The organism is uncultured Dialister sp., assembly GCF_937959425.1.
Taxonomy (GTDB): Bacteria; Bacillota; Negativicutes; order Veillonellales; family Dialisteraceae; genus Dialister.
The window spans coordinates 1-12,602 of sequence record NZ_CALGPS010000216.1; the positions used below are offsets into that span (position 1 = coordinate 1).

Sequence of the window (12,602 nt, forward strand, 5' to 3'; positions counted from 1 at the left end):
CATACCGATAGGAAACTGTTCGCGTATAGTTTCCTATCCCACATGACACCATGGCTGCTCATCACAATAGGAAACCTTTCGCCTACAGTTTCCTGTCCCACATGACGCCATAGCTGCTCATTACAATAGGAAACTTTTCGCCCATAGTTCCCTTTCCCACATGACGCCATAGCTGCTCACCACAATAGGAAACTATTCGCCCATAGTTTTCTTTCCCACATGACGCCATGACCAATCATCACAATAGGAAACCTTTCGCCTGCAGTTTCCTGTCCGTCTTGAGGCTTCTATCATTCACCTCAACTGGGCCCTCTTCCGCCCAATAAAAAAGCCGCCCCGCAGGGCAGCTTTTTATTTGTCTATTATTCTTCAGCCGGAGCTTCTTCGTGGGATGGAGCTTCTTCCAGTGCGAAGGAGATTCTTCTGCGGCCTTCATCAATGTTGATGATGCGGACTTTAAGATTGTCTCCTACCTGGCAGATGTCACCGGGTTTCTTGTTGTGGTCATCGGTCATTTCGTTGATGTGGAGGAGACCGGTGAGGCCGTCGTCCAGTTCTACGATAACGCCGAATTCAAGAATCTTGACTACCTTGGCATCCACAATATCATCTACCTGATGATCATGGATAGCGGTTTCCCAGGGGTTGGGCAGGCAGTCTTTGTGGCTGAAGGAAATTCTCTGTTTTTCGCGGTCGAAGGATTTGATCTTTACATCAATTTCCTGTTCCGGTTTGAGAACGTCTTCCACTTTTGCAATCTTCTTCCAGGAAATATCGGAAATGTGGAGAAGGCCTTCTACGCCGTTGATGCCAACGAATGCGCCGTAGGGCATAATCTTCTTCACGGTGCCTTTGAGAACGTCGCCGTTTTCATAAGCCTTTTCGATTTCATCCATTTCTGCATTTCTTGCATCTTCCAGAACTGCTTTACGGGACAGAACCAGTCTGTTCTTAGCGCGGTCCACTTCCAGAATCTTAGCCTGGAAAGTCTTGCCTACCAGGTTCTGCAGGGAATGAACGAAGCGGAGATCGCCCTGGGACAGGGGAATGAATCCGCGGAGAGATTTAATCTGAACGAGCAGACCAACTTTAATAGCTTCAATGCCTTCGCATTCTACCGGTTCACCCTTTTCGAATGCTTCTTCCACTACATCCCAGTCTGCCAGACGGTCAACTTTAATCTTGGATACGTAAATGGTGCTGTCTTCCTTAACTCCGCTGACAATCTGTACACGGAGTGTATCTCCGATTTTCAGCACATCCTTCAGGGATGCCGGTGCCGGGTAGGAATATTCATGTGCCAGAAGAACAGCTTCTGTCTTATATCCGAAAGAGATATAAGCCTTGTCGTCGTAAAGGTCTACTACCTTACCTTCTACAACGCTGCCCTTGTGTACATCCAGGTTCATTTCCTCCTGATCCAGCATTTCCTTCATGTTTTCCATAATACAAACTACCTCCTCTATGATCCAGTCCGGTGTGGATGCACCGGCGGTGATGCCAATCTTGTCCCGACTGTGGAACCAGCTCGGTTTTAGTTCCCCAGCCGTTTCGATATGATATGTCCTTGTACCCTCGTTCCTGCAGATTTCCGCAAGTCTTGAGGTGTTGGCGCTGTTGCGCCCGCCTATGACAATCATCACATCTACTTTATCCGCCAGCTCACGAGCCGCCTGCTGCCGCTGCATGGTCGCGTCACAAATGGATTTGTTGACGTGAAGGTTTTTCACCTTCTTTTCCAGAGCATTGACAAGCCGGTCGGCCAAGACAGCTGAAAATGTGGTCTGTGTGACTATATAGGCTTCTTCCAGTGGCGGGAGTGCATCTACATCTTCCATGGTTTCTACCTGGTAAGAATGTCCCACCGCCCATTCTGCCACACTCTTCATTTCAGGGTGTCTCTTTTCACCGATGAGTATAACCTCTCTTCCGTCCTCCACCAGTTGATGAGCCATCTCCTGGTTTCTTCTGACGAAGGGACAGGTTGCGTCCATTAGGGCCAGATTTTTGCACTTAAGCATATTATAGCACGAAGGCCCCACTCCGTGCGAGCGAATTATTACAGTTTCATCGGTGAGTCCGTCGAAACTGTCTACCGGAGGAATCCCCCGGTCAGCCAGTTTCCCTACCACCTGGGGATTATGGATGATGGGTCCGTATGTGACAGCCTTTATGCCGGAATCTGCGGCTTTTTCGGCTATTTTCAGCGCTCTTCTCACGCCGTAGCAGAATCCCATCACCTTTGCTCTGTAAATTTCCATACTGAATTTTCCTGTTCCTTTATCTGTTATAGTCTGACTTTTGCTTATCCAATAAAAAAAATCAATAGCTCATGAAATCGGATTTTAAAGAAATGGTACACTGTTTCCTTTTTCATAGGCATCTATCATAGCCTGTATCCGCTCCTTCACCAGCCCATCCAGTTCCTTCGTATTTCTATCATCGGGCCTTGCCTTCTTTACTTCCACCGGTTTCCCGATGAGCACCGCCAGTTTCCCTTTCCTTTTGGGAAGCGGTTCCGAGCCGATAATGGCAGCAGGAATCACCGGCGTACCGGTCAAAATGGCAAGAAAGGCCATGCCCGGATGAAATCGGGACAGTGCCCTGCCATGAACAATGCCGCCTTCCGGAAATATTAAGAGAGGTTCTCCCCCCTTGATAATCCGTACGCTCTGACGAATGGCTCCCATGTCAGCGCTGTTTCTCTTCACCGGAAAAGCTCCCAGTTTTCGGATGAGCCAGCCGAAGAGGGGATTCCTAAAGAGTTCCGACTTGGCCATGTAGCTGAGGCGCCGGTTATGAAAGGCAACTCCCACCAGAGGTGGATCAAAATAGCTTTTGTGATTGGCTGCTATGATGACTGCACCTTTGGACGGGATATTTTCCTCCCCTTCCACATGAAGGCGAAGGATATGAAAGAAGAAAAGATCCAAAAGGACTCTGATGATTGTATATCCCATAATTCCCGCTTCCCTGTTTTCAGGAAATCTTTGCCTGGTAGTCATCCATGAGCTGCTGGATTTTCCCTTTAATTTCTTCATTCAGTTCTGCCACCAGTTCATCGGTAGGCCGCTCTTTTTTTACGGGCACCGGTTTTCCGATAAGGACGGCCAGGGGGCCCTTCCTGTGAGGCAGGTACCGGGATCCGATAACTGCCACCGGCAGGATAGGGGTGCCTGTCATCAATGCCAGGGATGCCATGCCGGAATGAAACCGTCCCAGCCCGTCACGTCTGATTCTTGTACCTTCCGGAAAAATGCCCAGGGGATTTCCTGCTTTCAGCTCCCGGATAGCCTGACGGATGGCTGTTCTGTCCACGGCACCCCGCTTGACCGGGAATGTACCGAACTGGCGGATAATCCATCCGAAAATGGGGTTTTTGAAAAGTTCTTCCTTTGCCATGTAATGGATGATTCTTGTGTCGAAGGCCACGCCGATGAGGGGCGGGTCCCAGTCACTTTTATGGTTGGGCGCCACGATAATGGCCCCTTTCGAAGGCACATTCTCCCTTCCTTCCACGTGAAGCCTGAAAATCCCGAAGAAAATAAAATTCAGCACCGCCCTTATGATTTTATATCCCATAGTGCCTCCTAGGCGTCAAAGCCGGGAAATTTTCGGCGGCATACCTGGATAATGGCTTCAGCCGTTCCTTCCAGGGTCAAGTCCCCGTTATCCAGAAGCACCGCATCCTCCGCCTGCTTCAGGGGTGAAATCTCCCGGTGGCTGTCCAGGTAGTCGCGGCGGCTGATTTCCTTTTCCACATCTTCCATAGTCATTTCCGGATGGCCTTCGGTGAGCTCCTTAAACCGGCGCACCGCCCTTGTATGAACGGAGGCGGTGAGGAAAATCTTCACATCCGCCTTGGGAAGCACAGTGGTGCCGATATCCCGTCCGTCCAGCACGATGCCCCCCTTTTCCGCCTGTTTCCGCTGGATAGCCACCATGGCCGTCCTTACGCCGCCGATGGCGGAAACTTCGGACACATGGCCTGATACTTCCGGCGTGCGGATATAGGGTGTCACGTCCCTGCCGTCCACAATGACATGCATTACGTCCTTATCAGGGTGCACTTCCATGTCCAGTTTTTCCGTCATGGCTGTAATTTCGTCCGGTTTAGTGAGCTTTTTTTCCAGCGCTTCATAGGTCACAGCCCGGTACATGGCGCCTGTATCCAGGTAGGCATAGCCAAGCCTTGCGGCCAGGATTTTGGAAACGCTGCTCTTTCCTGCCCCCGCAGGTCCGTCAATAGCAATCGATAATTTTTTCATGATAACTCCTTTACAGCCGACAGAGCGGCCAGATGACCGGTGGAGAAGGCGGCCTGCAGATTATATCCGCCGGTGAAGGCATGGATATCAAGCACCTCTCCTGCCATGTATACATGTTTACAGATTTTAGACTCCATGGTGGAGGGATTGATTTCCTTCACCGATACGCCGCCGGCAGTAACAATGGCTTCTGCAAGGGGCCTTGTGCCGGTAATGGTCAAAGGCAGATGCTTAAGAACACCGGCCAGCCTGAGGCGGTCTCCTTTTTTCAGATCACTTACCGGAAGATCCCTTGGAATATCCGAGAGAGAGAGCACCACGTCGATCATCCGGTGGGGCATGAGATCCACCAGGGCCCCGGCCATCTGCTTCAGATGGTATTTTTCAAAATCCCGGATGAGCCTTTTATCCAGTACATCCAAAGAGAGGGCTGGCTTCAGATCAATGGCCCCTTTCACCTCATGACCCTGGGAGAGCCAGAGAGAAACTTTATCGGACAGAGACAGGACGATGGGGCCGGAAACGCCGAAATGGGTAAAAAGCATTTCGCCGAACTCCTCTCCCTTCCGTCTTCCCCCTCCATCTACAGAAAAGGTTACATTTTTGAGGGATATGCCCTGCAGCTCCCTGGGCCAGCTTTCGGCGCACACCAGGGGAATCAGGGCAGGCCGGATGGCCGTCACTCTGTGACCCAGCTCCCGGGCCATGGCATATCCGTCGCCGGTGGAGCCGGTGCGGGGGTAGGAGGCGCCGCCGGTGGTCAGAATCACCGCGTCCGCTCTATAGGTTCCTTTATCAGTCACCACGCCGCCGACAGCACCGTCCTTCTGCAGGATATGGCGTACCGGTTCTTCCAGATGAAGGTCCACCTTTTCACTGCGAAGAAGTTTCATGAAAAGGTGGCGCACCTCCTGGGCATCATCGCTCTTTGGAAATACGCGGCCGCCCCTTTCCACCTTGGTGGCAAGACCCCAGCTGTGGAAAAGGGAAAGCAGGTCCTCATTGTTGAATTTCTCATAGGCACTGTAGAGGAATTTCCCGTTTCCCGGCGTTTTGGAAATAAAATCCATAATAGGGGCGCTGTTTGTCAGATTGCATCGTCCCTTGCCGGTAATGCCCATTTTTAATCCCACCTTGGGCATTTTTTCAAAGAGGAGCACTTCCGCCTCTTCATGGGCACCGGTGACAGCAGCCATGAGGCCTGCCACGCCGGCGCCGATAACTGCAATCCTTTTACCGGTAGAGTTCATATAATTTCCTGACCTCCTCGCTGGTAAGACGGCGGTGACTGCCACGGGAAAGGCCCTCCATGGTGAGGAAGGCATAGCCCGTTCTCACCAGTTCAAAAACAGGGTAATGGTAAGCAGCCATCATTTTTCTGATTTCCCTGTTCTTTCCCTCATGCAGCACCATCCTGACCCTGGTTTTATTTTTTTCTTTATCATAGCCCAGGACTTCGATTTCGCAGGGCGCTGTCACTCCTGTGTCAATACGGACACCCCGGGACATTTTATCTGCCAGTTTGGGAGAATAGCGTCCCCGCACCGTGACCTCATAGGTCTTTGTCACCTCATGGCTGGGATGGGTCAAAATATAGTCCAGATCTCCGTCATTAGTCATAATCAGGAGGCCTTCGGAGTGATAGTCCAGCCGTCCCACCGGGAAAATTCTTTCCCGCACGGTGCGAAAATAGTCCATCACCGTCCGTCTTCCCTGGGGATCGGAAACAGAAGTAATAACACTGTCGGGCTTGTAAAAGAGGAAATATTTCTTTTTTTCCGGCTTCACTACCGTGCCAAGGGCTTCGATGCGGTCCTTCACCGGATCCGCCTCGCTCCCCAGCTCCTTCACCACCCGGCCGTTCACTTTCACCTGTCCTGCCTGGATCAGCTCTTCCGCCTTTCTTCTGGAACAGATGCCCGCATGGCTTAATATTTTCTGTAAACGTTCTTTCAAAATAATTCTCCTTCATCCGGCTTGCCGGACCAACGTGTTTTCAATTCACTTACATCATTCAGGCCCGTGGCCTGCAGGAACCGTCTGGTGGTGCCGTAAAGAATGGGACGGCCGGGCACATCCAGCCTTCCCCTTTCTTCCACCAGATCCTTTTCCATGAGAAGGGCAATCACCCGTCCTGCAGAAACACCCCGTATCTTTTCGATTTCCACCCGGGTCACCGGCTCCCTGCAGGCAATCACTGCCAGCGTTTCCATAGCCGCCGGTGAAAGGGGCGTCTGCTTTCCCAGAAGAGAGGAAAGCCAGCTGTCATATTTCTTCTTGGTGGCCAGAGTATACCCGCCGCCCGTACGATGAAGGGTAATGCCGAATTCTTCTTTATCGTAACGGGCCTTCAGGTATTCCAGCCCCTTTTCCACGCTCACCGTATCTTCCCCCAGCGCCTTCGCCAGCTCCTCAAGGGATGCGGGCGTGCCCCGGGCAAAGAGAAAGGCTTCTATCAGGGGCGAGAGGGCCGCTGCACCTTTCATACACTGCCTCCTTTGACAACAAAACCTTCCGCCGAATCTTCAATCAGGACTTTCCCCTGTCGTATCAGTTCCAGAAGGGCAAGGAAAGCCACCGCCAGGCGGAGTCTTGTCTTCATTGTCTTTAAATAATCAGTCATAACCAGGAAATCCTGCCTTTCCAGCCGGTTTTCCCACCGTTCCATTTCCCTGTCCAGGGACACCTCTTCCGAAGGAAGCCACTTCTCCTCTTCCTCCGCCAGGGAATCATAAAGAGAGTAGAATGCCGCCTGCAGGCGGGAGAGGGAAATCCTTCCCTGGAAAACCGCCCGTTTAAACACCTCCGGCTCCCTCATACGGTAAGGCCGTTCCTCCTCCATCAGGGCCTCGATCCGGGCTTTCACTTCCTTCATCCGCTTGAACTCTTCCAGCGAACGGGACAGCTCCTGCCGGGGATCCTCCGCCTCATCCGTTTCCTCCCGCCGTTTTTCGGGGAGGAGCATTCTGGATTTAATGAGAAGAAGGGTGGCGGCCATGGCAAAGAAGCTGCTGCCCAGGTCCAGATTGAACTGCCGGGCAGACTCCAGGTAAGCCAGGTACTGGTCCGTAATGAGGTGGATGGGGATATCATGGATATCTATCCTGTTTTTCGTCACCAGGTGAAGAAGAAGGTCCAGAGGCCCTTCAAAAAGTGGAATATTCACCTGATAATTTTCTGCTGCTTCCGCCATGTCTTCTCCCTGCCTTAATAGCCTTGAATTGATGAAAGGGCACACTCACCCATCATGCTTTATACATAGTAACACACATGGGAATGGAAGGAAACAGGATGCAGAATGTTCATCGGGGATATCCCTTTCCTTCTGTTGGCACCTGTCTTTGGAAACGATATAATAATCTTCATAAGGAGATTTAAAGTATGAAAATAAATAAACTGCAAAGCCTTTCCCTTCCCCCTTTTACCGCCGCCCTGCTGGCGGAGGCGGAAAGGAAGCGTGATGATTTTGATACCCCTGGCCACCACAGCGGGCGCTTCTTTAACCTGACGGAAGAAGGGAAAGCTTTCACCGCTGCTTTGGGCGATGCCATGTTCAGGGCGGATATTTCCGATTCCTCTTCCGCCATCGGCGACCCGTCGTCCCATGAAGGGATTTCGGGAGAGGCAGAGCGCCTTGCTTCTTCCGTGTGGGGAAGCGACGACTGTTTCTTTGTGCTGGGCGGCACTTCCACATCCAACCGTATCTGCGCCAATGCCCTTCTGTCAAAGGGGGACCTGGTGCTTTTTGACCGGAACAACCATAAGTCCACCTGGCAGGGAGCGCTGCTTGAGGCGGGGGCGCTGCCGGTATATCTTTCTTCCTGCCGCAATGATTCCGGCGTCATCGGCCCCATTCTGCCAAAGTATATGGAAGAAGGACACCTGCGGGAGGAAATCCGCAAAGTCCGTCCGGAGCTTTTGGAAAAGGCGCGTCCCTTCCGGCTGGCATGCCTGCAGATATGCACCTATGACGGCCTTTTTTCCAATGTGCGGCAGATTCTTGAAAAAATCGGCCATCTCTGCGAATACATTCTCTTCGATGATGCCTGGGGCGGCTATGAGAATTTCATTCCTCTCCTGAAGGACGCTGCGGTCCTCACCTTTCCTCTGTCTGAAGAGGCACCGGGCATCCTCATCACCCAGTCGGTGCACAAGCAGCTCGCCGGTTTTTCCATGACTTCCCAGATTCACAAAAAGGACAGCCATATCAAAAATAAGCCCTATTATCTTCCCTATGATGTGATGAATGACACCTTCCTCATGCACATTTCCACCTCCCCTTACTATCCACTGCTGGCGGGGCTGGAAATGAATGCTTTCATCCATAAGGAAAAGGGTACTGCCCTATGGCAGGAAGCCTTCCGCGCCGCCACCCGCCTGAAGAAGGCCATTTTGAAGGAAACCACCCTCTTTACCCCTTTCCTCCCGCCTTCTGTGCACGGAAGAAAATGGGAAGCAGCCAAAACATCTTCCATCATGGAGGATCCTGCCTTCTTCTCCCTGTCCCCTGATGAATCGTGGCACGGCTTCGACGGTCCTTCCGCCGGCGCTTCCCTGCTGGATCCCTGTAAAGTTCTTCTCACCACCGGCACCTTTTCAGAAAAGCGGGCGCATTCCATTCCGGCGCCTCTGCTTTCCTCCTATCTGGAAAGCAGAGGGATTACACCGGAGAAATCTGATTTCTACACCCTTCTCCTGCTGGCAGAACCGGGGGATACAAAAAAGAAATACAAGTACCTTGTCCACTGCCTCAAAGAGTTTGAAAAAGCCTATTTCCGGAACATCCCGATGGGAAGCTTCATGCCCTCCATCAAGGCCCTGCCCGGTGAGGGGCTCCAGGATTTCTGCCGCCGGTTCCACGATTTCCTCTTCTCCCACAAAGCCGGAGAACTGCAGCAGTCCCTTTTCCGAGAAGAAGATTTCCCGCCCCGTCCTCTCACCCCCTTTGAGGCACGGCAGCATTTCATCAGAGGAAAACGAAAAAAACTGCCTTTAAAGGAAGCTGCCGGTCATATTTCCCTGGAAGATATCCTCCCCTATCCACCGGGCATTGTGGCCCTTGCCGCCGGTGAAGAATGGACGGAAAACGTGCTCTCCTATTTTCTCTTCATGGAGGCCTACGGCAGGGAATTTCCCGATTTCATGCCTGAAATCATCGGCGTCCACCATGATGAAAAGGGCCTTCCCTATGTATGGGTTTCTTATCCTGAATAAAAAAGTTCATGCATCCCCTTGACAAAAAGTCCGCAAGGTTATAATCTTCTAATCAAGAAACCGTTGAAGCGGAGATCAAAGCAGGAAATGCGCCCAAAGAGAGTCCTACCTGGTGAGAATGGATGGAAAGGCAGCCTGCCAAATGGACCGCTGAGGGTGCGGCGAAATGGATGACAGAGTATCCCGCAACGTGAGGCACGCGTTAGCTGCCGGAGATATGATAGTATCTCGCAAAGAGCACGATATCGTGAAACAAGGTGGCACCGCGGATTGAATCCGTCCTTGGCAGAGTTATTTCTGCCATGGGCGGATTTTTTTACGTCCCGGCAGATGCGGAAGCACTGATTCATCCATAGAGTCTGCTTCCATAAGGAGGTCATTATGTATCCAACACTAGAGGAAGTCAAAGCAATCAGCAAATCCGGTGATTACAGAAGAATTCCCGTCTGCCGCGAAATCATGGCGGACCGTTTCACCACCATCGAAGTCATGCGGACCCTCCGCGCCGCCAGCCATCACTGCTTCATGCTGGAAAGCGCGGAAAATAACCAGCCCTGGAGCCGCTACTCCTTCCTGGGCTATGATCCCACCCTGGAGCTCACCTGCCTGAACGGCCATCTCACCATTACGAAGGGTGCGGAAGGAGAGCATCCGGAAATCATCAGGAAAGATGTCACCCATCCCGGCGAAGAAATCAGGAAGATTCTTGCCGATTATAAAAGCCCCAAACTGGAAGGCCTCCCTCCCTTTACCGGAGGCCTGGTAGGCTATTTCTCCTACGACTACATCAAATATGCAGAACCTACGCTGAAGCTCGCCCACGAGGACAATGCCGATTTCAACGATGTGGACCTCATGCTTTTTGACAGGCTGGTTGTCTTTGATGCCTACAAACAGAAAATCATCCTCATCACCGGCGTATCCACAGAGGACATAGACAATTCCTACCGCCAGGCGGAAAAGGAGCTTCATGAAATGGAAGAACTGCTGAAAAGCGGAGCCAAAGCGGTATTCAGGCCCCTCCATCTGGATGAAGAGCTCAAGCCCGCCCACTCCATGGAAGAATACAGCACCATGGTGGAAAATGCCCGCCGCCACATTTATGAAGGCGACATTTTCCAGGTAGTCCTCTCCAATCCCCTGACCGCCAGAGCCAGCGGCTCCATATTTGACGTATACCGGGTGCTCCGCATGGAAAATCCTTCGCCCTACATGTTCTATTTCACCAGCGACCATGTGGAAATCGCCGGCGCTTCCCCGGAAACCCTGGGCAAAATGGAAAACGGGATCCTCCATACCTATCCCCTGGCCGGCACCAGGCCAAGAGGAAAGACGGAGGAAGAAGACCGGGCATTGGAAAAAGAACTCCTTTCCAATGAAAAGGAACTGGCAGAGCACAATATGCTGGTAGACCTGGGCCGGAACGATCTGGGCAAGGTGAGCCGCATCGGTTCCGTAAAAGTGGAAAAATACCTGAACATCCTCCGTTTCTCCCATGTCATGCACATCGGCTCCACAGTGGAAGGAACCATTGCTCCCGGCAAAGATGCGGTGGACGTCATCGACGCCGTTCTCCCCGCCGGCACCCTCTCCGGCGCGCCAAAGCTTCGGGCCTGTGAAATTATCGAGGAAGAGGAATCCCGTAAGCGGGGCATCTACGGCGGCGCCATCGGCTACCTTGATTTCTCCGGAAATATGGACACCTGCATCGGCATCCGCCTGGCCTACAAGAAAAACGGAATCGTCTGCGTCCAGTCCGGTGCCGGCATCGTAGCCGACAGCGTGCCGGAAAACGAATACCACGAATGCATCAACAAGGCCAAAGCCGTAGTGAACGCCATTCATCTGGCAGAAGGAGGACTGGACAAATGATTATACTCATCGACAACTATGACAGCTTTTCCTACAATCTTTACCAGCTGGCAGGAAGCCTCTATCCGGACATCAGAGTCATCCGGAACGACACCTGCACCGTGGAAGAACTGGAAGAAATGAAACCGGACGCCCTCCTCATCTCCCCCGGCCCCGGCCGGCCGGAAGACGCAGGCATCTGCATCGACGCCATCCGCCACTTCGGCCCCACCCTCCCCATCCTGGGCGTCTGTCTGGGCCACCAGGCCATCTGCAAATGCTACGGCGCCACCGTATCCTACGCCAAAGAACTGGTACACGGCAAAGCCTATGACGTACAGCTTGACACCGAAAGCCCCCTCTTCAGAGACATGGACCCCGTCATCAAAGCAGCCCGCTACCACTCCCTTGCCGCCGTAGAATCCACCATGCCACCCTGCCTCAAAATCACCGCCCGCACCAAAGACGGCGAAATCATGGCCGTAGAGCACAGAGACTACCCCACCTACGGCCTCCAGTTTCACCCCGAATCCATCATGACCCCGGAAGGAAAGAAAATCCTGGAAAATTTCTTCACCATTGCGGAGAGAAGGGGAAAATAGGTTCATAGGGCGGCTCAGAGGGAAAGGTTCTTAAGATTGACCGGCCTTTGGCCGGAGGGTTCTCAGGTTTGATGGCCCTTCGGGCCGAGGGTTGTGGTATCGCCCTGCGGTGCACAGCGAACATGATTTGAAGGAGCGCCAGCGACGCACAAATCATAGTGAGTCGTTTCCCCTTTAGGGGGCGATGAACACAAAGTCAGCGTTACAGAATTATCCTTTGTGCCACCAGTGCTGCAGGACGGAGGGCAAAAGCCTTCTTCCTTTGGAAGACAGAAGCCCTGCAGAGGGCTTCTGAGTCGGGCTCTTATTTGAGCATAGCCTGCACATAAAGCGAACACCTTAATGCCCGACGGTGGCGCCGTCAGGCGACGGATGATAGCGGATTTTCGTAAGGGGCGCGCTGATTCAGTCGTTATCAGATTTCATTCTTGCATTTTGGTTCATTACAAGGAATAAGCCGACGCGAATAGCCAAAGCTATTTAAAGAGGCTTATGACGCAGTATTGAGCCAAAATGCTTATGAAATCTGATTCTTAGGCTGAATCAGTGCTCCCCTCAAAAATCCGAGTCCCCAATGGGGCCTAATATGGTACATTCGTGAAAATCCGCCTCACGGCGGCGCCTTTGCTGCGCAAAGGCCTATCCTCAGCCCTATCGGGCAGCTCCT

The 12,602-nt window shown here is 52.3% G+C and carries 11 protein-coding genes; 3 read left to right on the forward strand and 8 right to left on the reverse strand.

Features of this window, described 5'->3' with window-relative positions; genetic code table 11:
- Positions 1-362: 362 nt before the first annotated feature.
- The 8 genes from Q0482_RS09195 to Q0482_RS09230 all read right to left on the reverse strand — a co-directional run bounded on the left by Q0482_RS09195 (position 363) and on the right by Q0482_RS09230 (position 7,461).
- Positions 363-2,261 (reverse strand): bifunctional 4-hydroxy-3-methylbut-2-enyl diphosphate reductase/30S ribosomal protein S1, encoded by a 1,899-nt coding sequence (locus Q0482_RS09195; protein WP_299145678.1) that lies wholly within the window; start codon positions 2,259-2,261, stop codon positions 363-365.
- 84 nt (positions 2,262-2,345) lie between these two features.
- Positions 2,346-2,960 (reverse strand): lysophospholipid acyltransferase family protein, encoded by a 615-nt coding sequence (locus Q0482_RS09200; RefSeq protein ID WP_299145680.1) that lies wholly within the window; start codon positions 2,958-2,960, stop codon positions 2,346-2,348.
- 19 nt (positions 2,961-2,979) lie between these two features.
- Positions 2,980-3,582, reverse strand: coding sequence for a lysophospholipid acyltransferase family protein (locus Q0482_RS09205; RefSeq protein ID WP_299145682.1), 603 nt, complete (start codon positions 3,580-3,582; stop codon positions 2,980-2,982).
- A gap of 8 nt (positions 3,583-3,590) precedes the next feature.
- Positions 3,591-4,268, reverse strand: a complete 678-nt coding sequence (cmk, locus tag Q0482_RS09210) for a (d)CMP kinase (RefSeq protein ID WP_299145684.1) — start codon at positions 4,266-4,268, stop codon at positions 3,591-3,593.
- Positions 4,265-5,518: an NAD(P)/FAD-dependent oxidoreductase gene (locus Q0482_RS09215; protein ID WP_299145686.1), complete on the reverse strand. Its 1,254-nt coding sequence runs from the start codon at positions 5,516-5,518 to the stop codon at positions 4,265-4,267. Before Q0482_RS09215 ends, cmk begins: the two co-directional genes overlap by 4 nt.
- Positions 5,502-6,224, reverse strand: coding sequence for a pseudouridine synthase (locus tag Q0482_RS09220; RefSeq protein ID WP_299145688.1), 723 nt, complete (start codon positions 6,222-6,224; stop codon positions 5,502-5,504). The genes Q0482_RS09215 and Q0482_RS09220 overlap by 17 nt, the downstream gene beginning before the upstream one ends.
- The gene (scpB, locus tag Q0482_RS09225; RefSeq protein WP_291056972.1) at positions 6,221-6,754 is read right to left on the reverse strand and encodes an SMC-Scp complex subunit ScpB; all 534 of its coding nucleotides are present in this window, start codon (positions 6,752-6,754) and stop codon (positions 6,221-6,223) included. The genes Q0482_RS09220 and scpB overlap by 4 nt, the downstream gene beginning before the upstream one ends.
- Positions 6,751-7,461 carry a segregation/condensation protein A gene (locus tag Q0482_RS09230; RefSeq protein ID WP_299145690.1) on the reverse strand — a complete coding sequence of 237 codons (711 nt, stop codon included), beginning with the start codon at positions 7,459-7,461 and terminating at the stop codon, positions 6,751-6,753. The genes scpB and Q0482_RS09230 overlap by 4 nt, the downstream gene beginning before the upstream one ends.
- A 188-nt stretch (positions 7,462-7,649) precedes the next feature.
- On the opposite strand from Q0482_RS09230, the gene Q0482_RS09235 reads away from it, so the two are divergent.
- The 3 genes from Q0482_RS09235 to Q0482_RS09245 all read left to right on the forward strand — a co-directional run bounded on the left by Q0482_RS09235 (position 7,650) and on the right by Q0482_RS09245 (position 11,935).
- Positions 7,650-9,482, forward strand: coding sequence for an ornithine decarboxylase (locus Q0482_RS09235; RefSeq protein WP_299145692.1), 1,833 nt, complete (start codon positions 7,650-7,652; stop codon positions 9,480-9,482).
- Between the two features lie 378 nt (positions 9,483-9,860).
- Entirely contained in the window at positions 9,861-11,354 is a 1,494-nt protein-coding gene (locus tag Q0482_RS09240; protein ID WP_299145696.1) for an anthranilate synthase component I family protein, read from the forward strand.
- Positions 11,351-11,935: an aminodeoxychorismate/anthranilate synthase component II gene (locus tag Q0482_RS09245; protein WP_299145694.1), complete on the forward strand. Its 585-nt coding sequence runs from the start codon at positions 11,351-11,353 to the stop codon at positions 11,933-11,935. The genes Q0482_RS09240 and Q0482_RS09245 overlap by 4 nt, the downstream gene beginning before the upstream one ends.
- Positions 11,936-12,602 lie beyond the last annotated feature (667 nt).